The sequence below is a fragment of the Streptomyces sp. NPDC029014 genome (genome assembly GCF_055564695.1).
In genome coordinates this window covers 84,802-109,741 of sequence record NZ_JBVHVT010000022.1, presented here as the reverse complement: position 1 = coordinate 109,741, position 24,940 = coordinate 84,802, and the positions used below count along the sequence as shown (strand labels likewise).

At 73.1% G+C, this 24,940-nt stretch carries 24 protein-coding genes and 1 other RNA gene; 18 read left to right on the top strand and 7 right to left on the bottom strand.

Features of this window, described 5'->3' with window-relative positions; all coding sequences use genetic code 11:
* Positions 1-172: 172 nt before the first annotated feature.
* On the bottom strand, positions 173-367 hold the full coding sequence (locus tag ACZ4VL_RS14950; RefSeq protein ID WP_179177185.1) for a hypothetical protein: 195 nt from the start codon (positions 365-367) through the stop codon (positions 173-175).
* Positions 368-592: 225 nt separating this feature from the next.
* On the opposite strand from ACZ4VL_RS14950, the gene ftsE reads away from it, so the two are divergent.
* From ftsE to ssrA, 5 genes are all read left to right on the top strand, one after another.
* The gene (gene ftsE, locus ACZ4VL_RS14945) at positions 593-1,282 is read left to right on the top strand and encodes a cell division ATP-binding protein FtsE (RefSeq protein ID WP_361084760.1); all 690 of its coding nucleotides are present in this window, start codon (positions 593-595) and stop codon (positions 1,280-1,282) included.
* 18 nt (positions 1,283-1,300) lie between these two features.
* Complete coding sequence (gene ftsX, locus ACZ4VL_RS14940; RefSeq protein WP_468199740.1) at positions 1,301-2,230, top strand: permease-like cell division protein FtsX; 930 nt, start codon at positions 1,301-1,303, stop codon at positions 2,228-2,230.
* A gap of 67 nt (positions 2,231-2,297) precedes the next feature.
* Complete coding sequence (locus tag ACZ4VL_RS14935; RefSeq protein WP_468199738.1) at positions 2,298-3,500, top strand: S41 family peptidase; 1,203 nt, start codon at positions 2,298-2,300, stop codon at positions 3,498-3,500.
* A gap of 18 nt (positions 3,501-3,518) precedes the next feature.
* On the top strand, positions 3,519-4,004 hold the full coding sequence (smpB, locus tag ACZ4VL_RS14930) for an SsrA-binding protein SmpB (RefSeq protein WP_468199737.1): 486 nt from the start codon (positions 3,519-3,521) through the stop codon (positions 4,002-4,004).
* Positions 4,005-4,088: 84 nt separating this feature from the next.
* Positions 4,089-4,478, top strand: a transfer-messenger RNA (tmRNA) gene (gene ssrA, locus ACZ4VL_RS14925).
* A 63-nt stretch (positions 4,479-4,541) separates the two neighbouring features.
* Here the strand turns inward: ssrA and ACZ4VL_RS14920 are convergent.
* Positions 4,542-4,787, bottom strand: a complete 246-nt coding sequence (locus tag ACZ4VL_RS14920; RefSeq protein ID WP_468199736.1) for a hypothetical protein — start codon at positions 4,785-4,787, stop codon at positions 4,542-4,544.
* Positions 4,784-4,963: a hypothetical protein gene (locus tag ACZ4VL_RS14915; RefSeq protein WP_468199735.1), complete on the bottom strand. Its 180-nt coding sequence runs from the start codon at positions 4,961-4,963 to the stop codon at positions 4,784-4,786. Before ACZ4VL_RS14915 ends, ACZ4VL_RS14920 begins: the two co-directional genes overlap by 4 nt.
* A gap of 214 nt (positions 4,964-5,177) precedes the next feature.
* On the opposite strand from ACZ4VL_RS14915, the gene ACZ4VL_RS14910 reads away from it, so the two are divergent.
* Positions 5,178-6,557, top strand: a complete 1,380-nt coding sequence (locus ACZ4VL_RS14910) for a hypothetical protein (RefSeq protein ID WP_468199734.1) — start codon at positions 5,178-5,180, stop codon at positions 6,555-6,557.
* Positions 6,558-6,624: 67 nt separating this feature from the next.
* On the opposite strand, the gene ACZ4VL_RS14905 is transcribed toward ACZ4VL_RS14910, so the two are convergent.
* The 3 genes from ACZ4VL_RS14905 to ACZ4VL_RS14895 form a co-directional block, all read right to left on the bottom strand.
* Positions 6,625-6,888, bottom strand: a complete 264-nt coding sequence (locus tag ACZ4VL_RS14905) for a Txe/YoeB family addiction module toxin (protein ID WP_468199733.1) — start codon at positions 6,886-6,888, stop codon at positions 6,625-6,627.
* A complete protein-coding gene (locus ACZ4VL_RS14900) occupies positions 6,885-7,157 on the bottom strand; it encodes a type II toxin-antitoxin system Phd/YefM family antitoxin (RefSeq protein ID WP_385848578.1) in 273 nt (90 codons plus the stop codon). Before ACZ4VL_RS14900 ends, ACZ4VL_RS14905 begins: the two co-directional genes overlap by 4 nt.
* Before the next feature lie 69 nt (positions 7,158-7,226).
* The gene (locus ACZ4VL_RS14895; protein ID WP_468199731.1) at positions 7,227-8,462 is read right to left on the bottom strand and encodes an MFS transporter; all 1,236 of its coding nucleotides are present in this window, start codon (positions 8,460-8,462) and stop codon (positions 7,227-7,229) included.
* A 121-nt stretch (positions 8,463-8,583) separates the two neighbouring features.
* Here ACZ4VL_RS14895 and ACZ4VL_RS14890 point away from each other — a divergent pair, with 121 nt between their 5' ends.
* From ACZ4VL_RS14890 to ACZ4VL_RS14855, 8 genes are all read left to right on the top strand, one after another.
* Complete coding sequence (locus ACZ4VL_RS14890) at positions 8,584-9,564, top strand: LysR family transcriptional regulator (protein WP_468199729.1); 981 nt, start codon at positions 8,584-8,586, stop codon at positions 9,562-9,564.
* A gap of 95 nt (positions 9,565-9,659) precedes the next feature.
* Positions 9,660-11,030 (top strand): nitrate/nitrite transporter, encoded by a 1,371-nt coding sequence (locus tag ACZ4VL_RS14885; RefSeq protein WP_468199727.1) that lies wholly within the window; start codon positions 9,660-9,662, stop codon positions 11,028-11,030.
* A gap of 125 nt (positions 11,031-11,155) precedes the next feature.
* Complete coding sequence (locus ACZ4VL_RS14880; RefSeq protein ID WP_468199726.1) at positions 11,156-12,385, top strand: uroporphyrinogen-III synthase; 1,230 nt, start codon at positions 11,156-11,158, stop codon at positions 12,383-12,385.
* A 96-nt stretch (positions 12,386-12,481) separates the two neighbouring features.
* Entirely contained in the window at positions 12,482-13,027 is a 546-nt protein-coding gene (locus tag ACZ4VL_RS14875) for a GNAT family N-acetyltransferase (RefSeq protein ID WP_468199725.1), read from the top strand.
* 103 nt (positions 13,028-13,130) lie between these two features.
* Positions 13,131-13,811 carry a CGNR zinc finger domain-containing protein gene (locus ACZ4VL_RS14870; RefSeq protein WP_468199724.1) on the top strand — a complete coding sequence of 227 codons (681 nt, stop codon included), beginning with the start codon at positions 13,131-13,133 and terminating at the stop codon, positions 13,809-13,811.
* A gap of 91 nt (positions 13,812-13,902) precedes the next feature.
* Positions 13,903-16,248 carry a HelD family protein gene (locus ACZ4VL_RS14865; RefSeq protein ID WP_468199723.1) on the top strand — a complete coding sequence of 782 codons (2,346 nt, stop codon included), beginning with the start codon at positions 13,903-13,905 and terminating at the stop codon, positions 16,246-16,248.
* Positions 16,249-16,714: 466 nt separating this feature from the next.
* A complete protein-coding gene (locus tag ACZ4VL_RS14860) occupies positions 16,715-18,148 on the top strand; it encodes an NAD-dependent malic enzyme (RefSeq protein ID WP_468199722.1) in 1,434 nt (477 codons plus the stop codon).
* A gap of 307 nt (positions 18,149-18,455) precedes the next feature.
* Positions 18,456-18,737: an HU family DNA-binding protein gene (locus ACZ4VL_RS14855; protein WP_030875040.1), complete on the top strand. Its 282-nt coding sequence runs from the start codon at positions 18,456-18,458 to the stop codon at positions 18,735-18,737.
* 176 nt (positions 18,738-18,913) lie between these two features.
* Here ACZ4VL_RS14855 and murA read toward each other — a convergent pair whose 3' ends face one another.
* Positions 18,914-20,260, bottom strand: coding sequence for a UDP-N-acetylglucosamine 1-carboxyvinyltransferase (gene murA, locus ACZ4VL_RS14850; protein WP_468199720.1), 1,347 nt, complete (start codon positions 20,258-20,260; stop codon positions 18,914-18,916).
* A 361-nt stretch (positions 20,261-20,621) separates the two neighbouring features.
* On the opposite strand from murA, the gene ACZ4VL_RS14845 reads away from it, so the two are divergent.
* The 4 genes from ACZ4VL_RS14845 to ACZ4VL_RS14830 all read left to right on the top strand — a co-directional run bounded on the left by ACZ4VL_RS14845 (position 20,622) and on the right by ACZ4VL_RS14830 (position 24,928).
* On the top strand, positions 20,622-21,182 hold the full coding sequence (locus ACZ4VL_RS14845) for a YqgE/AlgH family protein (protein WP_360639347.1): 561 nt from the start codon (positions 20,622-20,624) through the stop codon (positions 21,180-21,182).
* Between the two features lie 29 nt (positions 21,183-21,211).
* On the top strand, positions 21,212-21,496 hold the full coding sequence (locus ACZ4VL_RS14840; RefSeq protein ID WP_179173989.1) for a DUF3039 domain-containing protein: 285 nt from the start codon (positions 21,212-21,214) through the stop codon (positions 21,494-21,496).
* 334 nt (positions 21,497-21,830) lie between these two features.
* Positions 21,831-23,528 carry a beta-N-acetylhexosaminidase gene (locus ACZ4VL_RS14835; protein ID WP_468199719.1) on the top strand — a complete coding sequence of 566 codons (1,698 nt, stop codon included), beginning with the start codon at positions 21,831-21,833 and terminating at the stop codon, positions 23,526-23,528.
* 515 nt (positions 23,529-24,043) lie between these two features.
* On the top strand, positions 24,044-24,928 hold the full coding sequence (locus ACZ4VL_RS14830; protein WP_361084703.1) for an FAD binding domain-containing protein: 885 nt from the start codon (positions 24,044-24,046) through the stop codon (positions 24,926-24,928).
* Positions 24,929-24,940: the final 12 nt, after the last annotated feature.

Sequence of the window (24,940 nt, the reverse complement as noted above, 5' to 3'; positions counted from 1 at the left end):
CCCCCCCCCCCCCCCCCCCCCCCCCCCCCCCCCCCCCCCCCCCCCCCCCCCCCCCCCCCCCCCCCCCCCCCCCCCCCCCCCCCCCCCCCCCCGTTCCGGCATGTTTCGGCATCTGCTTCCGGGACGTGCCGCGAGGAGCCCCGCGCCCCCTGCGGGCCCGTTCGCCCGTCTTCTAGGCCGTCTGCTGGGCCACCAGGGCCAGGGCTGCCGCCACAAGGACCACCAGGAGCGCGATGAGCGCCATGGGGTTCAGGCCGGCGAAGGGGCCCTCCTGCCGGAGGCGCTCCCGGTTCGCCCGGCACACCGGGCAGCGGCCCTGACTGACGGGCGCGGCGCAGTTCGCGCACACGAGCCGGTCATATGTCATGCGCTCTCCTCCTCTCGTCCCCTTGAACAACGCTTGGGGGAACGCTGCCGTTCCCCCTACCACTGTGCCAGCTCCGGCGACATTCGGCGCGGGCCGCCCGGGCAATCGCGAACGCGGCCCTCCCCGACCAGGGGATATATCGGGCAACTCCGGACGGCGGGTCCCCACCCAGCGCCCGTTCGCGTATGGTCACGCACACCTACTCCCGGCGACCGTGGTGCACCCGTGATCCGATTCGACAACGTCTCCAAGTCCTACCCGAAGCAGAACCGCCCCGCACTGAGAGATGTCTCCCTGGAGATCGCGAAGGGCGAGTTCGTCTTCCTGGTCGGCTCCTCCGGCTCCGGCAAGTCCACCTTCCTGCGGCTGATCCTGCGCGAGGAGCGGGCCAGCCACGGCCAGGTCCACGTCCTCGGCAAGGACCTCGGCAAGCTCTCCAACTGGAAGGTCCCGCAGATGCGGCGGCAGCTGGGGACCGTCTTCCAGGACTTCCGCCTGCTGCCCAACAAGACGGTGGCGGAGAACGTCGCCTTCGCCCAGGAGGTCATCGGCAGGCCCCGCGGCGAGATCCGCAAGGCCGTCCCGCAGGTGCTGGAGCTGGTGGGCCTCGGCGGCAAGGAGGACCGCATGCCGGGCGAGCTCTCCGGCGGTGAGCAGCAGCGCGTGGCCATCGCCCGCGCCTTCGTCAACCGCCCCTCCCTGCTGATCGCGGACGAGCCCACCGGCAACCTCGACCCGCAGACCTCCGTCGGGATCATGAAGCTGCTCGACCGGATCAACCGCACCGGCACCACCGTCATCATGGCCACGCACGACCAGCAGATCGTGGACCAGATGCGCAAGCGCGTCATCGAACTCGAACAGGGCCGTCTCGTACGCGACCAGTCGCGCGGCGTCTACGGCTACCAGCACTGAAAGGCCCACCCAGACGTCATGCGCGCCCAGTTCGTCATGTCGGAGATCGGCGTCGGTCTCCGCCGCAATCTCACCATGACCTTCGCGGTCATCATCTCCGTGGCCCTGTCGCTGGCCCTGTTCGGCGGCTCCCTGCTCATGCGCGACCAGGTGAGCCAGATGAAGGGCTACTGGTACGACAAGGTCAACGTCTCGATCTACCTGTGCAACAAGAGCGACGCGGAGAACAGCGAGACCGGGGGCAAGGCCTGCGCCAAGGGCGCGGTCACGCCCGAGCAGAAGCAGCAGATCGAGACCGACCTGAAGAAGATGGACCTCGTCCAGACGGTCCACTACGAGTCCGCCGACGAGGCCTACAAGCACTACAAGGAACGGTTCGGGCACACCGCGCTGGCCTCGGTGGTCACCCCGGACCAGATGCCCGAGTCCTTCCGCGTGAAGCTCAAGCAGCCGGAGAAGTACCAGGTCATCACGACGGCGTTCGCCGGCCGCGACGGCGTGCAGTCGGTGGAGGACCAGCACCGCGAGCTGGACAACCTCTTCCAGATGCTCAACTACCTCAACTGGGCCGCCCTCGGCATCATGCTGATCATGCTGGTCGTGGCCCTGCTGCTGATCGTCAACACGGTCCGCGTCTCGGCGTTCAGCCGGCGGAGGGAGACCGGGATCATGCGGCTGGTCGGCGCCTCCAGCTTCTACATCCAGGTGCCGTTCATCATGGAGGCCGCGTTCGCCGGCCTGATCGGCGCCGTGTTCGCCTGCCTGATGCTCGGCGCCGGCCAGTACTTCGTCATCGACCACGGCGCTTCGCTGCGCACCAAGATGGAGCTGATCAACTTCATCGGCTGGGACTCGGTGATGACGAAGCTGCCGCTGGTGCTCGCGATCGGCGTGCTGATGCCCTCCATGGCGGCCTTCCTGGCTTTGCGCAAGTACCTGAAGGTGTGACAAGCGCCCCGTGTGAGCTCCGTCCAACCCTCCGTGCCCGTACGGAGCTTGTCCTAGACTCGGCGCCATGCTGGGTCTGCCCGCCTCCTGTCTTCGGCCCCGCGACCTCCGTCGCGGGGCCGCTTTGACGCTGGCCTTCGTCGCGGCGGTCACCACCGCCGCGGGCCTGGGCTGTTGGGACGGCGCCGGCGCCGCGAGCCGTGCCGGCGCCGGGTTAACGGCCGCCGACACCGCCGCCCCCGGCTCCGGACCGTCCGGCCCGGCCGCCGGGACCGCCGACCGGGAGGCCGTCGCCCGCGCCGCCGCCGAGGCCGTCGCCGAGGGCAAGTCTGGCAAGAAGGCCGCCCAGGAGGTGGTCAGCCGCAGCGGCGACCGCTGGGGCGTCGTCTACGACCAGGGCGAGTACGCCGCCCTCGCCGACGACCTCGACGGCCGCTGGACCGGCGTCGGACTGTGGCCCGAGCGCCGCGCCGACGGCCGCATAGAGATCACCAAGGTCCAGCCCGGCAGCCCCGCCGCCCGGGCCGGCCTGAGCGCCGGCGACCGGCTGCTCGACGTCGACGGCCGCACCGTCACCGGGCTGCGCGTCGCCGAGGTCGTCGCCCTCCTGCGCGGCGAGGTCGGCACCCCCGTGGTCGTGCGGTTCGGCCGTGACGGCGCCGCGGACCGCGCCGAGACCCTCCGCCGCGAACGGCTGCGCACCGAGCCCGTGACCGTGCGGGAGCTGCCCGGCGGGATCACCGTCATCAAGATCGCCTCTTTCAGCCGCGGCTCCGGCGAGCGCGTCAAGGCCGCCGTCGAGGCCGCCCCGGCCGGCGCCGGCGTCATGCTCGACCTGCGCGGCAACCCGGGCGGCCTGGTCACCGAGGCCGTGACCGCCGCCTCCGCCTTCCTCGACGGCGGCCTCGTCGCCACGTACGACGTCCGCGGCGACGAGCGCGCCCTGTACGCCGCCCCCGGTGGGGACACCGCCCGGCCCCTCGTCACCCTGGTCGACGGCGGCACCATGAGCGCCGCGGAACTCGTCACGGGCGCCCTCCAGGACCGCGGCCGGGCGGTCGCCGTCGGTACGCGGACCTTCGGCAAGGGCTCGGTGCAGATGCCGACGGAGCTCCCGGACGGCTCGGTCGCCGAGCTGACGGTGGGCACGTACCGCACCCCGGCCGGGCGCAGCCTCGACGGCAAGGGCATCACCCCGGACGTGGCGGCGGGCTCGGCCGTCGAGGATCGGGCGCGCACGGTATTGGGTGGCCTCGGGGCGGGGTCATAGTGCGAAAATGACCGCACTATGGCTAAGGAAAAAGGGCGCAAGCTGATCGCCCAGAACAAGAAGGCGCGGCACGACTACCACATCATCGACACCTACGAGTGCGGCATCGTGCTCATGGGCACCGAGGTGAAGTCGCTGCGCCAGGGCCGGGCCTCGCTGGTCGACGGCTTCGTGTCGGTGGAGGGCCACGAGGCCTGGATGTACAACGTGCACGTGCCCGAGTACAGCCAGGGCACCTGGACGAACCACAGCGCCCGCCGCAAGCGGAAGCTCCTCCTGCACCGGGAGGAGATCGACAAGCTGGAGTCCAAGGCGCAGGAGACCGGCCATACGGTCGTGCCGCTGGCCCTGTACTTCAAGGACGGCCGGGCCAAGGTCGAGATCGCGCTGGCCAAGGGCAAGAAGGAGTACGACAAGCGGCAGACGCTCCGCGAGAAGCAGGACACCCGCGAGACGAACCGCGCGATCGCGGCCGCCCGCCGGCGGCAGCGCGGCGAGCGTTAATCTCCTGGCACCTGGTGGTCCACTTCGCGTACCATGGGCTCAGCACCACCTCCTGGGGGGTGGCGCACTTTGAAAAATCAACATGGGGATGATCGGTTTCGACAGCGGATGCCGATGTAGGGGAAGCGAGCCGAGGAAGCGGCAATGATCTCGCTAACCACATGTCGCAAAAAAATAATCGCCAACTCCAAGAGCGATAACTCCCGCTTCGCCCTCGCTGCCTAATAGCAGTGAGCTGAAGCCTCTGTGAGGAGCGTCAGCCCGGAAGTGGTCCCGGTCCGGATCCTGGCGTCGACTAGGGATCTAAACCTCTAGCCCCGGTCACGGGGGTTGGAGGGAAACCAAACAGTGACTGAGCCCGTCGGAGACTTGTCCGTGTGATCTCCGGGGCTGAGAAAAGCGCAGCGGACTGCGCTCGGAGAAGCCCTCCTTCTGCACCGTTGGACGCGGGTTCGATTCCCGCCATCTCCACTCATCCCATGTGGGCGAAGGCCCCGCAGCCCCGGCTGCGGGGCCTTCGTCATGCCCGGCCGCCGCCTATGCCCGCAGCTTCCGGACGTCCTTCATGAGCGCGAGTGCCTCGCGGCCGGAGGCGAGCCGGATCCAGACGTACGCCTGATCGGCGTCCACACCGGCCCAGCCGGAGCCGACCTGCACGATCCGCCCGCTGACCTGCATCGGCAACTCCCGCCCGCGCTGCCCGGGCGGCACGTGGGTCACGGCGGTGACGAGATCGCCGACGGCATAGGGGCTGCGGTGCGAGGGCGACGCCATGCGGGTCACCGCCCTTCCTGCGGGCCGCCGGTGCGGTCGTGCCGGACCGCCGGCGCCGGCCCGCGGGTCCGCCACTGCCGGAGGAACCGGTTCAGGCCCTTCTCGGCCCGGGCGAGGGTGGCGGCGGAGAGGGTGTCGCCGGGGACGCGCAGGCGGGGGTCGGGCTGGTCGGTCCTGGCGGTCATGGCTGCGTACCTGCCTCGTGTCGGTGGTGCCGCCCGTGCGCGTCGGGAGTGACGGGCAGCCGGGCGGCGGTCGGATGTGCCGAATGGGCCGGAACAGCAGGCGCGTCGGACGGCCCCTTGCGGCTGGCATCCATCCAACGCGGGTACGGGCAGGGGGAGTAGGGAGCACACTGGCGGCAAGGTTGAACGCGTTGAACGGCCCGGGGGTTCACCGATGGCAGCACGGACACGCACACCGAACGAAGCCCTCGCCCGCCTCATGGCAGAGGCCGGGGTGGGTAACGCCCAGCTGGCCCGCCGCGTGAACGCCGTGGGCGCGGAGCTGGGTGTCACCACGTACTACGACAAGACGGCGGTCTCGCACTGGCTCGCGGGCAGCGTGCCGAAGCCGGAGGCGCGTCCGGCCGTGGTGGAGGCGCTCTCCCGGCTCCTCGGGCGACCCGTGACGGCGACCGAGCTGGCCTGGCCGGCTCAAGGGCCGGCCGGTGCCGGTGCCGGTGCCGGTGCCGGTGCCGGGGGCGGCGGAGGCGGCGGGGACGCGGTGGGCGAGGTCGCGGACCTGAGCAGGGCCGACATGGACCCCTCCCGGCGGAGCGTCCTCGGTGCCGGGATGTACGTGGCTGCGCTCGGCGTGCCCAGGTTCGAGGACTTCGCCGACCGGGCCGAAGCCGTTGCGGCCGGGCGTACGGTGCGGATCGGCGCGTCCGACGTGGCGACCGTCCGCCTGATGACCGACAAGCTCGCCGACATCCTCGACGAGATCGGGGCCGGGCACGCCCGCCCGATGGCCGCCGCGTTCCTCACCAACACGGTCACCCCGTACCTGCGGGCGGACGGGTCGGAGCAGGTGCGGAACAGCATGCTGGCCGCCGCTTCGGACCTGGTCTACCTCACGGGCTGGATGGCGATGTTCGAGGAACGGCAGGGCCTGGGCCAGCGCTACTACCACCAGGCGCTGGCGCTCGCCGGATCCGCCCAGGACCACGTCACCTACTGCCGGACCCTGCGCGGCATGAGCCTCCAGGCGTCCCACCTCGGATACGGGCCGAAGGCGCTGGAACTGGCGGACGCGGCGGCGGAGGCGGCGCCGGCCGGGGGGCCGCGCCTGGTGGCGTTCCTGCGCGGGCAGCAGGCCGCGGCGGCGTCCATGACCGGCGACCGGCGCACTGCCCTGGCCCGGCTTCGGGAGACCGAGACGGCGTTGTCACAGGCGGACGACCGCCGTGACGCGGTCGGAGGCTACGACCAGGCGGCCTTCCACTTCCACGAGGCGCACGTCATGTGGTGGCTCGGGGACCGGGAGGGCTCGGTCGACGCCCTGCGCCGCTCCAACCACGCCCGCTCCCCGCAGGAGCGGCAGGGGCGACTGCACGCCCTGGGGGTGATCGCGGACCGGCAGATGCAGATGCGGCACATGGAGGCCGCCGCGCAGACGTGGACGGAGTTCCTGGACCTCCACACCACCCTGTCGTCCACCCGGGGGGACGAGCACCTGAAGGCCTTGCACAAGGGGATGGCCGGCTACCGTCGCGTTCCCGGTGTCGCGGACCTCCTCGCTCGCGCCGCCGACGTCGCCAAGCGCAAGGCCGCCTGAGATTTCGTCCCTGACCAGTCATCCCATGGGTGTGAAGGCCCTGCCCCTATGGGCTGCGGTCGTCTGGTCAGTCGGAGTAGTGGTAGCGCGCCTTGATGATTTTCACTTCCTTGTCGTCGGCCCGGTAGACAAGGCGGTGTTCGTCGTCGATCCTGCGCGACCAGTACCCCGTCAGGTCGCCTTTGAGCGGTTCAGGCTTGCCGATGCCCGCAAAGGGGGATCGCTGGATCTCGCCGATCAAGCGTGTGATCCTCCTCGCCATTTTCCTGTCCGCTCCGAGCCAGAACAGGAAGTCCTCCCAAGCGGCCGGGTCGAAGTGGACGCTCCTCACTCGTCACCGGCCAACGCCTGGAGTTCCTCCATGGTCTTGGTTACTGCCGCCGAGCCCTCGCGGTCCCGGGCGACGGCTTCCATGAGCCGGCGGGCGTTCGCCGGCGAGCGCAGGAGGTAGACCGTCTCCTGCCAGGAGTCGTAGTCCTCGGCGGACATGAGGACCGCATCCCCGTTCTTGGAGCTGATGCGCACCGGGGTGTGGTCGTTGTTGACGCGCTCGATGAGCGGGAACAGTGTCTTGCGGGCTTCGCTGGCGCTTATGGGCATCTTCCGCACCCCCAATCGTGCCGGCACCGTGGGGCTGGTACCGGGAGACGGTACTGATCTCGTACCAAACTACGGTACCTGAACGCGGTGGGGTACGCGGGCCACGCCGAGGGCCAGGGCGGTGAGGGCGGCTGTGGCCGGGAGGGCGTACGGGGTCGTGGTGTCCCAGTGGTCGACCAGCCAGCCCGCGGAGGCCGAGCCGGCGGCTATGCCGGCCAGGATGGCGGTGACCGCCAGGGTCATGCCCTCGTTGAGGCGGGCCGGCGGGGTCGCGGCGTGGACCCGGGACATCGCCGTGACCATGGTCGGGGCGGTGGCCATGCCCGCCAGGAGGAGGGCGCAGCCCAGCAGGACCACGGAGTCCGTTGCGGCGGCGGCCCACGGCAGGGCCATGGCCGCGGCGAGGGCGGCGAGGCAGGTCGGGAGGGTGCGCGGGCGGAGCGTGCCGTAGAGGAGGCCGGCCGCGCAGGAGCCGGCCGCCTGGAGGGCGAGGACGGGGCCGGAGGCGGCGCCCAGGCCGTGGGAGTCGAGGTAGGCGATGGAGGCGACCTCCATCGCCCCGAACATCACGCCGAGGGAGAGGAACAGGGCGAGCAGGGGGCGGAGCGTGCCGAGGGGGGTGCCGGCGCGGGCGGTCCGGGTCGGCGGCGGTTCCGTGGAGCGCTGCGCGGTGAAGACGAGCATGCCGGTGAGGAGGAGGACGGCGGCGGTGAGGGTGCCCGCCTCGGGGAAGACGGTCGAGCACAGGGCGGCCGCGACCACCGGGCCGAGCATGAAGCACAGCTCGTCGGCGGCCTGCTCGAAGGCCATGGCGGTGTGGTGCGCGGAGCGGGAGTCGCGCAGCAGGTGGGTCCATCGGGCCCGGGACATGCCGCCGACGTTGGGGGTGGTGGCGGTGGCCGCGTAGCTGGCGAAGAGGGTCCAGGCGGGGGCGTCGGAGCGGACGCACAGAACGAGGGAGAGCGAGCCGAGGACCGCGATCAGGGTGGCCGGGACGGCGATCCGGGCCTGCCCGTACCGGTCGACCAGGCGGGCGGTCCAGGGGGCGACCACGGCGGTGGCCGCGAGGCCGGTGGCCGTGACCGCGCCGGCGAGGGCGTACGAGCCGCGCTGCCCGGCGATCATCATGACGGCGCTGATGCCGAACATGCCCATGGGGAGCCGGGCCAGCAGGTTCCCGGCGGTGAAGGCGCGGGTGCCGGGGAGGGCGAACAGGCGCCCGTAGGGGCCGGGGGTGCGGCCGGCCCTGGTCGGTCGGCGGTCCGGCATCGATGCGATCACCAGCGTGGTGCCGGTCGTGGCCATGCGGGGGAGGGTCGGGGGCGGGGCGGTGTGCGGCATGTCATCCAAGATCCGGGGTGGTGGGCCGGGACGTCCAACACCTGATCACGGGCCATTCACCGGGTTTCGTTGTTAGTCTCGGCGGGTGAATGCCCGTGACGTGGAACCCCGACTGCTGCGCGCGTTCCTCGCCGTGGCCGAGGAACTGCACTTCACCCGTGCCGCCGCCCGCCTGTACATCGCCCAGCAGGCCCTCAGCAGGGACGTACGGCGTCTCGAACAGGCCCTGGGGGCGCCCCTGTTCGTCCGCACCACCCGCACCGTCGAGCTCACCTCCGACGGGGAGCGCCTGCTGGGCCCGGCCCGCCGGGTGCTCGCCGCGTACGAGGAGCTGGCCGGCGCCTTCGCCGGCCCCCGCCCGCTGCTGGTCGACCTGAACACCGACGGGCCGAGCACCGCCCGCACCGTCCTGGAGCGGGCCCGCGAACTCGCCCCGGACTGCGAGCTGATGGCCCGCTTCGAGAGCGGGCTGACGCACGCCGCGGCCGAGGTCGCCGCCGGGCGCCTGGACGTGGCGTTCGGCTACGTCGGCGGGCTGGAGCCGGCGCTGCGGGCCCGCCTCGACCACGCGCCCGTACGCTACGAGCCGCTCGCCGTGCTGCTGCCCGACGGGCACCCGCTGGCCGCGGAGCAGCAGCACGGCGGACCGCTGTCCGTCGGCGCGCTCGCCGGGGAGCGGGTGTACGCCGGGGCCGGGAACCCGCGGACCCTGGAGTGGACGCGGCTGGCGCGCGAGCTGTTCGAGGGGCGCGGGATCGCGCTGGCGCCGCCCGCGCCCGTGGCCGTGGGGAAGGACGAGTTCCGCCGGGTGATGGCGAAGACCCGGAACCCGGTCCTCGCCACCGTGGACTTCCTCGACATGCCCGGGTGCGTGAAGCGCCCGCTGACCGACCCCGTGCCGCTGTCGCCGCTGTCCATGGTGTGGCGCAAGGGCTTCCGGCACCCCGGCCTGGACGCCCTGCGCCGGGCCGCGGCGCTCCTCGCCGCCGACCGCGGCTGGCTGGACGTCCCGGCCGGGAGCTGGCTCCCCGCCGCCGCGCTCACACCACTGCCCGGCGGCGGGTGAGAGCAAGGTTTCCCGCCGGTCATCAGGCGGGGACCGGGGCCGAAACGCGCCCCTCCTACGGTCGGACCACGGACCGAGGACAGGGGAGGCGTGTGATGACCGGTACGACCGCACCGCGCAGGGGAGGCCGCTGGATCGAGCGGTGGGACCCGGAGGACGAGGCCTTCTGGAAGGAGTCCGGGGAGCGGATCGCCCGCCGCAACCTGCTGTGGTCCGTGGTCAGCGAGCACATCGGCTTCTCCATCTGGTCCCTGTGGTCGGTGATGGTGCTCTTCATGGGCCCCGAGTACGGGATCGACCCGGCCGGCAAGTTCTTCCTCATCGCGACGGCCACCACCGTCGGCGCCCTCGTCCGCATCCCCTACACCTTCGCCGTCGCCCGGTTCGGCGGCCGGAACTGGACCGTCGTCAGCGCCCTGCTGCTGCTCGCGCCGACCGTGGCCGCACTGTTCGTCATGGAGCCCGGGACCGCGTACGGCACCTTCCTGGCCGTGGCGGCCCTCACCGGCGTCGGCGGCGGCAACTTCGCCTCTTCGATGACGAACATCAACGCCTTCTTCCCGCTGCGCAAGAAGGGCTGGGCGCTCGGCCTGAACGCGGGCGGCGGCAACATCGGCGTCCCGGTGGTGCAGTTGGCCGCGCTGCTCGTCATCGCGACCGCCGGGGCCGGGCATCCGAGGCTGCTCCTGGCCTTCTACCTGCCGCTGATCGTGGTCGCGGCCGGGATGGCGCTGCTGCGGATGGACAACCTGGCGCCGGTACGGAACGACGGGGGCGCCGTCCGCGAGGCCGTCCGCGAACGGCACACCTGGATCATGGCGCTGCTGTACGTCGGCAGCTTCGGCTCCTTCATCGGCTACAGCTTCGCCTTCGGCCTGGTGCTGCAGACGCAGTTCGGCCGGACCCCGCTGCAGGCGGCCTCGTTCACCTTCGTCGGACCGCTGCTCGGATCACTGATCCGGCCCGTGGGCGGTGCTCTCGCCGACCGGTTCGGCGGGGCGCGCATCACCCTCGGCGCGTTCGCGGCGATGGCCGCCGCGACCGGGGTGGTCGTGTACGCCTCGCTGCGGGAGTCGCTGCCGCTCTTCCTCGTCGGCTTCACGGGGCTGTTCGTGCTCAGCGGGATCGGCAACGGCTCCACCTACAAGATGATCCCCGGCATCTTCCAGGCCCAGGCCCTCGCCCGCGGCATGGGCGGCGAGGCCGCGGCGGCGTACGGGCGGCGGCTCTCCGGCGCCTCCATGGGCCTCATCGGGGCGGTGGGCGCCCTCGGCGGGCTCGGCATCAACCTGGCCTTCCGGGAGGCCTTCCGGGCCTCGGGATCCGGGACCGCGGCCTTCGTCACCTTCCTCGGCTGCTACGCCGTCTGCGGCACGGTCACCTGGGCGGTATACCTTCGCCGGCCCGCCGCCGCGGCCCGCCCGGACGCCGGTGTCGAAGCGAAGCCGCAGCTCACGTCGGTGTAACAGCGGTTTACGGCCACGAAATACGGCGGAACCGGCCCTGACACGCAGACTTGACAGGCTCGGTTCCCGTCGCGCGACACGTGGTCGCGAACGTGATATCGACCCACTGGGCAAGGCAGGTCACCATGGACGACCAAACCCCGACGCGCACCGCCACCGGCACGGCGACCGCCGCGGCGACCGGCACGGCGACCGCGGCCGCCGCCGCTCCAGCCGCCGACACCGCGGCGGCAGCGGTCGCCCCGCTGGCCGGCTTCACCGTGGGGGTCACCGCCGCCCGGCGGGCGGACGAGCTGATCGCCCTGCTGCGCCGGCGCGGAGCCACCGTCCTGCACGCCCCCGCGCTGCGGATCGTTCCGCTGGCCGACGACAGCGAACTCCTCGCCGCCACCCGGGAACTGCTCGCCGAGCCGCCGGACGCCGTCGTCGCCACCACCGCCATCGGGTTCCGCGGCTGGATCGAGGCCGCCGACGGCTGGGGCATCGGCGAGGAACTCCTCGGACGGCTGCGCGCCGCCGAACTCCTCGCGCGCGGGCCGAAGGTGAAGGGCGCCATCCGGGCCGCCGGACTGGTGGAGGACTGGTCCCCGGAGTCGGAGTCCCTCGCCGAGGTCCTCGACCGGCTGCTGGCCGGCGGGGTGGCCGGGCGGCGCATCGCGATCCAGCTGCACGGCGAACCGCTGCCCGGGTTCGTCGAGGCGCTGCGGGCCGGCGGGGCCGACGTCGTCGGGGTGCCGGTGTACCGGTGGATGGCCCCGGAGGACCTCGGGCCGCTGGACCGGCTGCTGGACGCGGTGGTGGGCGGCGCGGTCGACGCGGTGAGCTTCACCTCCGCCCCGGCGGCGGCCTCGCTGCTGTCCCGGGCCGAGGAGCGGGGCCTCGCCGAGCCGGTGCTGGCCGGGCTGCGCGACGGCGTCCTCGCCGCCTGCGTGGGGCCGGTCACGGCGGTGCCGCTGCAGGCGCGCGGGGTGGACACCGTACAGCCGGAGCGGTTCCGGCTGGGCCCGCTCGTGCAGGTGCTCTGCCGGGAGCTGCCCGGCCGGGCCAAGGTGCTGCCGGTCGCCGGGCACCGGCTGGAGATCCGGGGCCAGGCCGCGCTCGTGGACGACGGGCTGCGGCCCGTACCGCCGGCCGGGATGGCCCTGCTGCGGGCGCTGGCCCGGCGGCCCGGCTGGGTGGTGTCCCGGGCGGACCTGCTGCGGGCGCTGCCCGGGGCGGGCCGGGACGAGCACGCCGTGGAGACGGCCATGGCCCGGCTGCGCGGCGCCCTGGGCGTGCCGAACCTCGTCCAGACGGTGGTCAAGCGGGGCTACCGGCTGGCGCTGGACGCGGGGGAGTGCACGCTGGGGCACTGATCCCGGGCGCCCGTACGGCGGGGCCGCAGGCGCGCCGGCGGCCCCGTACGGCGCCAACCCCTGGATGCGGGCGCCGGGTTCGGCTACGGTGCCCGGATGATCATCGACGGGGTGGGGATGCGGTGCGTCGAGCCCGGCGACGCCGCCGGGCTGGCCGGGGCGCTGGTGCGCAACCGGGCGTACCTGGCGCCGTTCGAGCCGTGGCGGTCCGAGGTGTTCTACACCGAGGAGGGCCAGCGGGTCCGGATCGCGGGCCTGCTCGCCGAACGCGACGAGGGGCGCCTCTTCCCGTACGTGCTCGTCGAGGCGGCCACGGACGTGCCCATCGGCATGATGAACCTCGGCTCCGTCAGCCTCGGCCCCTTCCGCAGCGGCGGCGTCGGCTACTGGGTCGACCGGGAGTGGGCCGGCCGGGGCGTCGCCACCGCAGCCCTCCGGGAGGTCTGCCGGATCGCACGCGACGAACTCCGCCTGCACCGGGTGGAGGCGTCGACCCTCGTCGACAACACCGCCTCCCAGCGGGTCCTCGCGAAGGCCGGCTTCGCCCGGATCGGCCTCGCCCCCGGCTACCTGCACATCAACGGCGCCTGGCGCGACCACCTCCTCTTCCAGCGGCTGTTGCACGACGACCCGCCGCCGTAGGACGCCCGCCGGGGCCGGACCGGCCGCCCGTACGGGGGGTTCCGCATCCACGCGCCGAGGGGCACTCTGAAAGCGCTTCCCTGGACAAGAGGCGGTGACGGGCATGTGGTTCGACTCCGGGCGGGTGTGCCTGGACCTACTGGCCACCTCCACGGGGCCCGTTGCCGCAGGACCCTCCGGCGCGGGAACCTCCGGCGCGGGATCGGCCACCGCGGGAACCTCCGGCGCCGCCGGCGCCGCCGGCGACCCGGCGGACGACGCGGCCGCCGGGCGCGCCGAGGAACTGCGCGACGGCGACGGGCTGCGGCTCTGGCTCGCCGGCGCCGGGCTCGTCCCCGACCGGACCCCGCTCACCCGGGTGGGCCCCGACTGGGTCGCGGCCTTCCGCACCCTGCGCTCCGACGTCGGCAGCCTGGTCCGCGCCGAGCTCGCCGGGGCAGGGCCCGACGAGGGGGCACTCGCCCGGGTCAACGCGCTGGCCGCCGGACCACCCCCCGGCCTGTGCGCCGTCCAGGACCAGGAGGGGCACCTCGTACGGGAGCTGTGCGGCGGGGTGGAGTGCGGCGCCCTGCTCGCCGCCGTCGCCCGGGACGCCGTGGAGCTCCTCACCGACCCCGGTGACCGTGCCCTGCTGCGCTCCTGCGCGGCCGACGGCTGCACCCGCGTCTACCTGGACACCTCCCGCGGCCACCGGCGCCGCTGGTGCTCCAGCGAGGTGTGCGGCAACCGCGAGCGCGTCGCCCGGCACCGGCGCCGGGTCCTCGCCGCCCGCCCGGCCAGGTGATCCGCGCGCCGTCGACGGAACGGGCGTGCGGACCGGCCACGGCTTCGCGTACGGTTGACGGTCGCCCATGCACGTCAGAAGGGGGCCATTGGTGGCCGCGCAGGATGCCGCTGTCGACAGCACGGCGGATTCCGTCCGCGATCGGGAGATCGCGATCGAGCAGAATCATCTGGACCAGGTGTACCGCCGCCTCGAGGAGAAGATCGACGAGGCCGAGTTCCTGATGAACGACGCGGCCAAGCGCGGTCAGGTCGGCACGCCCGGCGCGCTGGCCGAGCGCGACGCGCAGGTCTTCCGGGCGGGCATCCACCTCAACCGGTTGAACAACGAGTTCGAGGACTTCCTCTTCGGACGCATCGACCTGGTGCTCGGCAAGGACGGCGAGCGCGGCCCGGACGGCGCGTACACCTCCGTCGAGCCCGCCGACGACGCGATCCGCGAGGGCGGGGCCGGCCCGGTCGCCGACATCGCCGAGATCCTGCACATCGGCCGCATCGGCGTCCTCGACGCCGACTACACGCCGCTGGTCATCGACTGGCGCGCGCCGGCCGCCGCACCGTTCTACCGGTCCACGCCCAAGGAGCCCGGCCGGGTCGTGCGGCGCCGCGTCATCCGCTCCAAGGGCCGCAAGGTCCTCGGTGTCGAGGACGACCTGATGCGCCCGGAGGTCACCGCCTTCCTCGACGGCCGTGAACTGCCCGCGATCGGCGACGGCGCCCTGATGGCCGCCCTCGGGCGGGCCCGTACGCACTCCATGCGCGACATCGTCTCGTCCATCCAGGCCGAGCAGGACCTGGTGATCCGCGCCCCCGCCGCGTCCGTCGCCGAGGTCGCGGGCGGGCCCGGCACCGGCAAGACCGCCGTCGCCCTGCACCGCGCCGCCTACCTGCTCTACCAGGACCGGCGCCGCTACTCCGGCGGCATCCTGATCGTCTCGCCGACCCCGCTGCTCGTCGCGTACACCGAAGGCGTGCTGCCCTCGCTCGGCGAGGAGGGCCAGGTCGCCATCCGGGCGCTGGGCTCGCTCGTCGACGGCGCCGAGGCCACCGCGTACGACGAGGCGGGCGTCGCCCGGATCAAGGGCTCCTCCCGGATGCTGAAGGTCCTGCGCAAGGCCGTCCGCGGCGCCCTCGAACTCGGCGACGCGCCGGAGCGGCTGCGCGTGGTGGCCTTCTCCCGCCGCGTGGAGCTGGAGGCCGACGAGCTGAACCGGATCCGGCAGAACGTCCTCGGCGGCACCGCCCCGATCAACCTGCTGCGTCCGCGCGCCCGCAAGCTGCTCCTCGACGCCCTGTACGCCAAGACCGGCGCGTCCGGCCGGCACAGCGACCCGGAGCTCGCGGCGGAGCTGCGCTCGGCCTTCGACGAGGACGTCTCCACCGAGGACTCCTTCATCGACTTCCTCAACGCCTGGTGGCCCGAGCTGACCCCGCGCGGCGTCCTCGGCGCCCTCGGCGACGAGCGGCGCCTCGGCCGCTGGTCGCGCCGGGTGCTGAACCCGCGCGAGGTCCGCCGGCTGGCCCGCTCGCTGCGCCGCGTCGGACCCGACGGCAAGGGCCCGCTGTCGGTGCACGACGTCGCGCTGCTGGACGAGCTCCAGCAGCTGCTGGGCGCCCCGGCCCGGCCGAAGCGGAAGCGGGAGGCGGACCCGCTGGACCAGCTGACCGGGCTGCAGGAGCTGATGCCGGTCCGCGAGGAGAGCCAGTGGGAGCGCGCGGAGCGGATCGCGGCGGAGCGCACCGAGTACGCGCACGTGATCGTGGACGAGGCGCAGGACCTGACGCCCATGCAGTGGCGGATGGTCGGCCGCCGCGGCCGGCACGGCACCTGGACGGTGGTCGGCGACCCGGCGCAGTCCTCGTGGATCGACCTGGAGGAGGCGGCCGCCGCCCGTGACGAGGCCCTGGGCACCCGGCCGCGCCGGCGGTTCACCCTGACGGTGAACTACCGCAACCCGGCGGAGGTCGCGGAGATCGCCGCCCGGGTGCTGAAGCTGGCGATGCCCGGCATGGAGCCGCCGACCGCGGTCCGCTCCACCGGTCTGGAGCCGCGGTTCACGGCCGCCGACGGCGATCTGGGGGCCGTGGTGCGGGAGGAGACGCGGCGGCTGCTGGAGCAGGTCGACGGGACCGTCGGCGTGGTCGTCTCCATGGAGCGGCGCGAGGAGGCCGCCGGTTGGCTGGCCGACCTCGGCGAGCGGGCGGTGGCGCTGGGCAGCCTGGAGGCCAAGGGCCTGGAGTACGACGCCACGGTGGTCGTCTCCCCGGCGGAGATCGCCGGCGGCACCACCCGCGAGGAGGTCGAGGCCGGCGAGTTCCCGGCGGGCCTGCGCGTGCTCTACGTGGCGCTGACGCGTGCGACGCAGCAGCTGACGGTGATCTCCACCGGGCGGGACGAACCGGACGCGGACGGTCTGCCGTTGCTGCTCCGGCCGTGACGACCGCCACACGGCGGCAGGTGACGGCGGCCCCGGCGGGCGCCGCCGTCACGGATGGCCCGCGGCCGGAAGCATGGTGGGACGGAGCGCACTCCCGTGCGGGGGACCGGTCGGACGGATCCTTTGTTAGCCTGGGTACGACACCGGCTCGATCCAAGCCCCCGGGCCCAACCTTCGTCGCCTAGAGCGACCACTTGCCGCGAGGCGAGCATGGCGGGTCGGTGTCATGGTTTTGCGCAGGTCCGCGCCCCTCGAAGCCGAGGGGCGCGGACCTTTTTCGTGCCCGCATACGCCTCCTCGCCCCCATCTCATCTCGTATGGTGGAAGAGTCTTTCCGAAATTTGTGGCTGGTTACCTGCTACTGACCAGTAGGTGGGACGATCGGACAACACGGTCCTGCATCACCCGGCGTGCTGCGGGGCCCTGTGCGTACACGAAAAACAGGGACAGAAGAGGAAACACGGCCATGGCAACGGCGCCCAGCGTCTCGTACTCGATGACGGTCCGCCTGGAAGTGCCCGCGAGCGGAACCGCGGTCTCCCAGCTCACCACCGCCGTGGAGTCCTCCGGTGGCTCGGTCACCGGCCTCGATGTGACCGCCTCCGGTCACGAGAAGCTCCGCATCGACGTCACCATCGCCGCGACCTCCACCGCGCACGCGGACGAGATCGTCGACAAGCTCCGCGGCATCGAGGGCGTCAGCCTGGGCAAGGTCTCCGACCGTACGTTCCTGATGCACCTCGGCGGCAAGATCGAGATGGCGTCCAAGCACCCCATCCGCAACCGCGACGACCTCTCGATGATCTACACCCCGGGCGTGGCCCGCGTGTGCATGGCGATCGCCGAGAACCCCGAGGACGCGCGCCGCCTCACCATCAAGCGCAACTCCGTCGCAGTCGTGACGGACGGCTCCGCCGTCCTGGGCCTGGGCAACATCGGCCCGAAGGCCGCCCTGCCCGTCATGGAGGGCAAGGCCGCCCTCTTCAAGCGGTTCGCCGGCATCGACGCGTGGCCCATCTGCCTGGACACCCAGGACACCGACGCCATCGTCGAGATCGTCAAGGCGATCGCCCCCGGCTTCGCCGGCATCAACCTGGAGGACATCTCCGCGCCGCGCTGCTTCGAGATCGAGGCCCGGCTGCGCGAGGCCCTGGACATCCCCGTCTTCCACGACGACCAGCACGGCACCGCGATCGTCGTGCTCGCCGCCCTCACCAACGCACTTCGCGTCGTGGGCAAGGCAGTTGGCGACGTCAAGGTCGTCATGTCGGGCGCCGGCGCGGCCGGCACGGCCATCCTCAAGCTGCTCCTGGCGGCCGGCGTGAAGAACGTCGTGAGCGCCGACATCCACGGCGTCGTGCACGCCGGCCGGCCCGACCTGGTGGACGCCGCCGAGGACTCGCCGCTGCGCTGGATCGCCGACAACACCAACCCCGAGGGCTACACGGGCACGTTGAAGGAGGCCGTCGTCGGTGCCGACGTGTTCATCGGCGTCTCGGCCCCGAACGTACTGTCCGGCGAGGACGTCGCCGCCATGGCGGAGGGTGCGATCGTGTTCGCGCTCGCGAACCCGGACCCCGAGGTGGACCCGGCGATCGCCCGCCAGACCGCGGCCGTCGTGGCCACCGGCCGCTCCGACTTCCCGAACCAGATCAACAACGTGCTGGTCTTCCCGGGCGTCTTCCGCGGTCTGCTGGACGCCCAGTCCCGCACGGTGAACACCGACATGATGCTGGCCGCCGCGACCGCGCTGGCCGACGTCGTCAGTCAGGACGAGCTCAACGCGAACTACATCATCCCGTCCGTCTTCAACGACAAGGTCGCGGGCGCGGTCGCCGGCGCCGTCCGCAAGGCCGCCACCGCCGCGGCGGCCGCTGTGACGACGCCCACGTCCGTCTGAGCCGGATCACGGCGCGTCGCGGGATGCGGGGCGGCCGGGCCGCCTCTAGTGTTGCGTGGAATGCCCACGAGGACCGGGATGCCCTTCCCACCGGTGTGGACGGAGCGTCACCGAGGCGTGACTGTGGCGCTTTTCGTGTGACCCTGGCGGGTGCCGGATTGGCTTTCCCGCCGCTGGTGGGGGCAGGATGCGTAACCGGGCGCGAGGGTCTGACGCTTCAGACCCGGGTCCGGGCACTGTCCGAGGGCCCTGGCAGCATCGGCTTCGATCTCACGCCCCCAAGGCAAGTTGAACACGGGAGTACAACATGAACCGCAGTGAGCTGGTGGCCGCTCTGTCCGAGCGCGCCGAGGTGACCCGCAAGGACGCCGACGCCGTTCTGGCCGCGCTCGCCGAGACCATCGGCGAGGTCGTCGCCAAGGGCGACGAGAAGGTCACCATCCCCGGCTTCCTGACCTTCGAGCGCACCCACCGTGCCGCTCGCACCGCGCGCAACCCGCAGACCGGCGACCCGATCCAGATCCCGGCCGGCTACAGCGTGAAGGTCTCCGCGGGCTCCAAGCTCAAGGAAGCCGCCAAGGGCAAGTAAGTCCCGCCCTTGTGCCGGGGCCGCACAGGCCCCCGGGACGGCAGTGGTAGGCAGGACGCCGAAGGGCGGCCACCCGGTGGGTGGCCGCCCTTCGGCCTGTCCGCGGCCCGTAGAGGGCCCCTGAGGGCCCCTCAGGGGCCCCAGGGGCCTCACGGGCCCCGGTGGGAGAGTCCGGCTCAGACGAGGTCGCCGCCGGGGAGCTCGACCTTGGCCCCCAGCTCCACGAGCTTCTCCATGAAGTTCTCGTAGCCGCGGTTGATCAGGTCGATGCCGTGGACCCGGGAGGTGCCCTCGGCCGCCAGCGCCGCGATCAGGTACGAGAAGCCGCCGCGCAGGTCGGGGATGACCAGGTCGGCGCCCTGAAGCTTGGTGGGGCCGGAGACGACCGCCGAGTGCAGGAAGTTGCGCTGGCCGAAGCGGCAGGCGGAGCCGCCCAGGCACTCGCGGTACAGCTGGATGTGCGCGCCCATCTGGTTGAGGGCGGAGGTGAACCCGAGGCGGGACTCGTAGACCGTCTCGTGGACGATCGACAGGCCGGTGGCCTGGGTCAGGGCCACCACCAGCGGCTGCTGCCAGTCGGTCTGGAAGCCGGGGTGCACGTCCGTCTCCAGGGCGATCGCGTTGAGCGGGCCGCCCGGGTGCCAGAAGCGGATGCCCTCGTCGTCGATCTCGAAGGCGCCGCCGACCTTCCGGTACGTGTTCAGGAAGGTCATCATCGAGCGCTGCTGGGCGCCGCGCACGTAGATGTTGCCGCCGGTCGCCAGGGCCGCGGAGGCCCACGAGGCGGCCTCCAGGCGGTCCGGGAGCGCCTTGTGGTTGTAGCCGCCGAGGCGGTCGACACCGGTGATCCGGATGGTCCGGTCGGTGTCCACGGAGATGATCGCGCCCATCTTCTGCAGGACGCAGATGAGGTCCTCGATCTCGGGCTCGACCGCCGCGTTGGCCAGCTCGGTGACGCCCTCGGCCAGGACGGCCGTCAGCAGCACCTGTTCGGTCGAGCCGACCGAGGGGTACGGCAGGCGGATCTTGCAGCCGCGCAGCCGCTGCGGGGCCTCAAGGTACTGACCGTCCTCGCGCTTCTCGATGGTCGCGCCGAACTGGCGCAGCACGTCGAAGTGGAAGTCGATCGGCCGGCCGCCGATGTCGCAGCCGCCCAGGCCCGGGATGAAGGCGTGGCCGAGGCGGTGCAGCAGCGGGCCGCAGAAGAGGATCGGGATGCGGGACGAACCCGCGTGGGCGTCGATGTCGGCGACGTTCGCGCTCTCGACGTGCGTCGGGTCGAGCACCAGCTCGCCGGGCTCCTCGCCGGGGCGAACGGTCACCCCGTGGAGCTGCAGCAGGCCGCGGACGACCCGGACGTCGCGGATGTCGGGCACGTTGCGGAGCCGGCTGGGTTCGCTGCCGAGCAGAGCGGCGACCATGGCCTTGGGCACGAGGTTCTTCGCACCGCGGACACGGATCTCACCCTCGAGCGGGGTACCGCCATGGACAAGCAGTACGTCGTCACAGTCTGTGCCGGTCATGAATCTCGCGTTCCGAAGGGGTCCGCCCGGCGGGGCCGGGGGAGGTGGGCAGGGACCAGGGAAAAGGGTAAGGGGCAGTGACCCCCGGTTCGTAAGGCCGACGCGGCCGGAAAAGCGTCATGAAACGGCCACAACACCCTCCGTGCCCACCCGTTGGCGGAGCGTTGCATTCCGCCGGCTCCGGAGCCCGCCTGGAGTCCGCCCCGGGCCCGCACCGGAACCTCCCGGGCCCCGGCGCGCGGTCCGACCGGGACCGGAGCCCTGCGCGCGCTCCCGCCTGCTGCCGTGCGCCCGGGGCTGCCGGGCACCGGATTGCCGCTCCGGCTCCCCCTGGAGGGCGAATGTGCGAGATCATGTCGGCATGACCGAGGTGTCCTCCCTCACAGGGCGGCTGCTCGTGGCCACCCCCGCCCTCGCGGATCCGAACTTCGACCGCGCGGTGGTGCTCCTGCTCGACCACGACGAGCAGGGCTCGCTCGGCGTGGTCCTGAACCGGCCCACCCCCGTGGTGGTCGGCGACATCCTGCTGCCCTGGGCGGCCCTGGCCGGTGACCCGGGCGTCGTCTTCCAGGGCGGCCCGGTCGGCCTGGACTCGGCCCTCGGGGTGGCCGTCATCCCGGGCGACGAGGGCCCGCTCGGGTGGCGCCGGGTGCACGGGGCGATCGGCCTGGTCGACCTGGAAGCGCCGCCGGAGCTGCTGGCCTCCGCCCTCGGATCCCTGCGGATCTTCGCCGGCTACTCCGGGTGGGGCCCAGGCCAGCTGGAGGACGAGCTCGGCGAGGGCGCCTGGTACGTCGTGGAGTCCGAGCCGGGTGACATCTCCTTCCCCGACCCGGCCCGACTGTGGCGTGCGGTGCTGCGCCGGCAGCGCAGCGAGCTCGCCATGGTCGCCACGTATCCCGACGACCCGTCGCTGAACTGACCCGCGCCGGGATCGGTACCCTGGCTTGCATGAGCACTCTTGAGCCCGAGCGCGGGACTGGTACGGGGACCCTCGTCGAGCCGACGCCGCAGGTGTCCCACGGTGACGGCGACCACGAGCGCTTCGCCCACTACGTCCAGAAGGACAAGATCATGGCGAGCGCCCTCGACGGGACCCCCGTCGTGGCGCTGTGCGGCAAGGTCTGGGTGCCGGGCCGGGACCCGAAGAAGTACCCGGTCTGCCCCATGTGCAAGGAAATCTACGACTCCATGGGCTCCGGCGGGGACAAGGACAAGGGCGGCAAGGACAAGTAGCCGCAGGCCTTCGCCGACGACCGGCCGGCTGCCCGCCGCCCCCAGGGGCGGGGCGGACAGCCCGGGCCGGCACCGCGGAACCCGGGCCCCCGGGGTGCGCACGACGCGCACCCCGGGGGCCTTCGCGCTTCCCGGGCGGTCCCGGGGAAGTGCGGCACGCTTCCGCACCGTCCGGCGCGGCACCTCGTCGCCCGGCACGGCACCTCGTCGCACCGGACGGCGCGGAAACGCACCGCCCTTCCCCGGGACCGCTTAGGGTCGGCGGCGTCACGAGCGCCCCGCGCCCCGTGTGCCGCGCAGGGCGTCACGCCGCGCTGCCGCGAAGGGCCGACGCATGGACCTGATTCCCGCACCCCGCACCGCCGACCTGCCGGGGGACGCGCCCCCCTACGTGTTCGGGCCCCGGCCCGCGCTGGACGCCGGACCCGGCACCGAGGGCACCGCCCGCTGGCTGCGCCGCGAACTGGGCGCGGCCGCCGGCTGGGACCTGCCGCCCGCCGGAGCGGACGGCGGCGGGGCGGAGGGCTCCGGCGTCGGCGGTGGCTCCGGCGGCGGGGCCGCGGGCGGGATCCGGCTGCGCCTCGACGAGGGGCTCGCCGACCGCCTCGGGCCCGAGGGGTACGTGCTCACCGTCGGCGACGTCGGCGCGGACCTCGCCGGGGCCTCCCCGGCGGGCGTGTTCTGGGCCGCCCAGACCCTGCGCCAGCTGCTCGGCCCCGACGCGTACCGGCGGGCCGCGCCGCTCGGCGGCCCCGTCCCGCGGGTGTGGAGCCTGCCCCGCGGGACCGTCGAGGACGGTCCCCGCTTCGGATGGCGCGGCATGCTACTGGACGTGGCCCGGCACTTCACGCCGAAGAGCGGCGTCCTGCGCTGGCTCGACCTGCTGGCCGCCCACAAGCTCAACGTGCTGCAGCTGCACCTGACGGACGACCAGGGCTGGCGCGTCGAGATCAAACGCCACCCCCGCCTCACCGAGGTCGGTGCCTGGCGTCCGCGCAGCCGCCGCGGCCACCGCGCCTCGCCGCTGTGGAACGACACCCCGCACGGCGGCTTCTACACCCAGGACGACATCCGCGAGATCGTCGCGTACGCCGCCGAACGGCATGTCCGGGTGGTCCCGGAGATCGACGTACCGGGGCATTCGCAGGCCGCCATCGCCGCCTACCCCGAACTGGGCAACACCGACGTCGTCGACACGGCCGCGCTGGGCGTGTGGGACGACTGGGGGATCAGCGAGAACGTCCTCGCGCCGACCGAGGCCGTGCTGCGCTTCTACGAGGGCGTGTTCGAGGAGGTGCTGGAGCTGTTCCCGCCGGAGGTCTCGCCGTTCGTGCACGTGGGCGGCGACGAGTGCCCGAAGGCGCAGTGGCGGGCCTCGCCCGCGGCCCGGCAGAGGATCCGCGAGCTGGGCGTGGACGGCGAGGACGGGCTGCAGTCCTGGTTCGTCCGGCACTTCGACGGCTGGCTGGCGCGGCGCGGGCGGCGGCTGATCGGCTGGGACGAGATCCTGGAGGGCGGGCTCGCCCCGGGAGCGGCGGTCTCCTCCTGGCGCGGCTACGCGGGCGGGATCGCCGCCGCCGAGGCCGGACACGACGTCGTGATGTGCCCCGAGCAGCACGTGTACCTGGACCACCGTCAGGCGGCGGGCCCCGACGAACCGGTGCCGATCGGGTACGTACGCACATCGCAGGACGTGTACCGGTTCGAGCCGGTGCCGCCGGAGTTGTCCGGGGCGGCCGCGCGGCGGGTCCTCGGCGCGCAGGCCAACGTGTGGACCGAGGTGATGGAGGACCAGGGCCGCATCGACTACCAGGTGTTCCCGCGGCTCGCGGCCTTCGCCGAGGTGGTGTGGTCGACGCTGCCCGCACCGGCCGAACGGGACCACGCCGGCTTCGAGGCCCGGATGGCCGCGCACCGGCGCCGCCTTGACGTGCTCGGCGTCGAGTACCGGCCGCCCGGCGGGCCGTTGCCCTGGCAGCGGCGGCCCGGGGTGCTCGGACGTCCGATCGAAGGGGCGCCGCCGAACGTGTGACCCGGGCCGCCGGGCGGGCCGCCGGGCGGGGTGCACGGGCCGTCCGCCGCCCACCGCGCGCCCCCGCGGCCGCGGGGCGTGCGCGGGGCCGTACGGGGCTTCCCGGGGCGGATTCCCCCGGGCGGCCGCGGGGCGGCCCCGGGGCGCCTGCGGAGCCGTTCGGAATTCTCCGGTGCTGATCGGAACTCCTGGGGTATCCGGGGCGTCCTACGTGCTTGAGGGCCGTCGGGAACTCTTGCTCGATCCAGGCGCATTCGCTGCACACCGGTGTGAAGCGATGCGCACCGCGGCGAATCGCCGTGCAGCGCTGGATTCCGGTCGATTCGCCTGATGCGGATGATTCGTCCGATACGGGGGAAACCGGACGGCCGGAAGCTCGAAGGGGCGCCCGGCGGACCCTCGCGCCGGGCCGTCGGGAAGATGTGCCAGAGTTGCCACGTTCCGGCGGTGAGCACGTACCGTACGGCGGACAGGCGTGAGCGCTGTTACCGGGACATCGGGAAGGGGCAGCTGGGTTGACCACGCACGCACCGCACACACCGCAGGCGGCGCAGTCCGTGATGCTGCCGGCCTCGCTCGACGAGGCCGTGGCGGCACTCGCCGCCATGCCCGCCGCCGTGCCCGTGGCCGGCGGCACCGACCTCATGGCGGCCGTGAACGCAGGGCTGCTGCGGCCGGCCGGCCTGGTGAGCCTGGGCCGGATCAACGAGATCCGCGGCTGGCAGTACCAGGAGGACGGCCACGCCCTGCTCGGCGCGGGCCTCACCCACGCCCGGATGGGCCGCCCCGACTTCGCCGCGCTGATGCCGGCGCTGGCCGCCGCCGCGCGCGCCGCCGGGCCGCCGCAGATCCGCAACGCCGGCACCCTCGGCGGCAACATCGCCAGCGCCGCGCCGACGGGCGACACACTGCCCGTGCTGGCCGCGCTGGAGGCCACCCTCGTCATCGTCGGCCCGATCGGGCAGCGCGAGATCCCGGTCTCGTACCTGCTGGCCGGCCGCGAGATGCTGCGGCCCGGCGAGCTGATCGGCTTCGTACGGGTGCCGCTGCTGCACGCCCCGCAGGTGTTCCTCAAGGCGACCGGGCGGACCGGCCCGGGCCGTGCCGTGGCGTCCGTGGGGCTCGTACTGGACCCCGCGCGCCGTGGTGTGCGGTGCGCGATCGGCGCGGTCGCCCCGATGCCGCTGCGGCCGCTGGAGGCCGAGCAGTGGGTGGCCTCGCTGATCGACTGGGACGGGGAGCGGAGCCTGGCCCCCGAGGCGCTGGAGGCCTTCGGTGACTACGTCGCGGCCGCCTGCGTCCCCGACCAGGGGGAACCGGTTGCTCCCGGTGTACTGCATCTGCGGCGGACGGTGGCCGTGCTGGCGCGCAGGGCCCTGGGGAGGGCGCTGACCTCATGAGTGGGAACGAGA

Coding starts and splice junctions, on each gene's coding strand:
- ACZ4VL_RS14950 (WP_179177185.1), bottom strand. CDS start 367: ATGACATATGACCGGCTCGTGTGCGCGAACTGCGCCGCGCCCGTCAGT.
- ftsX (WP_468199740.1), top strand. CDS start 1,301: ATGCGCGCCCAGTTCGTCATGTCGGAGATCGGCGTCGGTCTCCGCCGC.
- ACZ4VL_RS14935 (WP_468199738.1), top strand. CDS start 2,298: ATGCTGGGTCTGCCCGCCTCCTGTCTTCGGCCCCGCGACCTCCGTCGC.
- smpB (WP_468199737.1), top strand. CDS start 3,519: ATGGCTAAGGAAAAAGGGCGCAAGCTGATCGCCCAGAACAAGAAGGCG.
- ACZ4VL_RS14915 (WP_468199735.1), bottom strand. CDS start 4,963: ATGACCGCCAGGACCGACCAGCCCGACCCCCGCCTGCGCGTCCCCGGC.
- ACZ4VL_RS14910 (WP_468199734.1), top strand. CDS start 5,178: ATGGCAGCACGGACACGCACACCGAACGAAGCCCTCGCCCGCCTCATG.
- ACZ4VL_RS14900 (WP_385848578.1), bottom strand. CDS start 7,157: ATGCCCATAAGCGCCAGCGAAGCCCGCAAGACACTGTTCCCGCTCATC.
- ACZ4VL_RS14895 (WP_468199731.1), bottom strand. CDS start 8,462: ATGGCCACGACCGGCACCACGCTGGTGATCGCATCGATGCCGGACCGC.
- ACZ4VL_RS14885 (WP_468199727.1), top strand. CDS start 9,660: ATGACCGGTACGACCGCACCGCGCAGGGGAGGCCGCTGGATCGAGCGG.
- ACZ4VL_RS14880 (WP_468199726.1), top strand. CDS start 11,156: ATGGACGACCAAACCCCGACGCGCACCGCCACCGGCACGGCGACCGCC.
- ACZ4VL_RS14875 (WP_468199725.1), top strand. CDS start 12,482: ATGATCATCGACGGGGTGGGGATGCGGTGCGTCGAGCCCGGCGACGCC.
- ACZ4VL_RS14870 (WP_468199724.1), top strand. CDS start 13,131: ATGTGGTTCGACTCCGGGCGGGTGTGCCTGGACCTACTGGCCACCTCC.
- ACZ4VL_RS14860 (WP_468199722.1), top strand. CDS start 16,715: ATGGCAACGGCGCCCAGCGTCTCGTACTCGATGACGGTCCGCCTGGAA.
- ACZ4VL_RS14855 (WP_030875040.1), top strand. CDS start 18,456: ATGAACCGCAGTGAGCTGGTGGCCGCTCTGTCCGAGCGCGCCGAGGTG.
- murA (WP_468199720.1), bottom strand. CDS start 20,260: ATGACCGGCACAGACTGTGACGACGTACTGCTTGTCCATGGCGGTACC.
- ACZ4VL_RS14845 (WP_360639347.1), top strand. CDS start 20,622: ATGACCGAGGTGTCCTCCCTCACAGGGCGGCTGCTCGTGGCCACCCCC.
- ACZ4VL_RS14840 (WP_179173989.1), top strand. CDS start 21,212: ATGAGCACTCTTGAGCCCGAGCGCGGGACTGGTACGGGGACCCTCGTC.
- ACZ4VL_RS14835 (WP_468199719.1), top strand. CDS start 21,831: ATGGACCTGATTCCCGCACCCCGCACCGCCGACCTGCCGGGGGACGCG.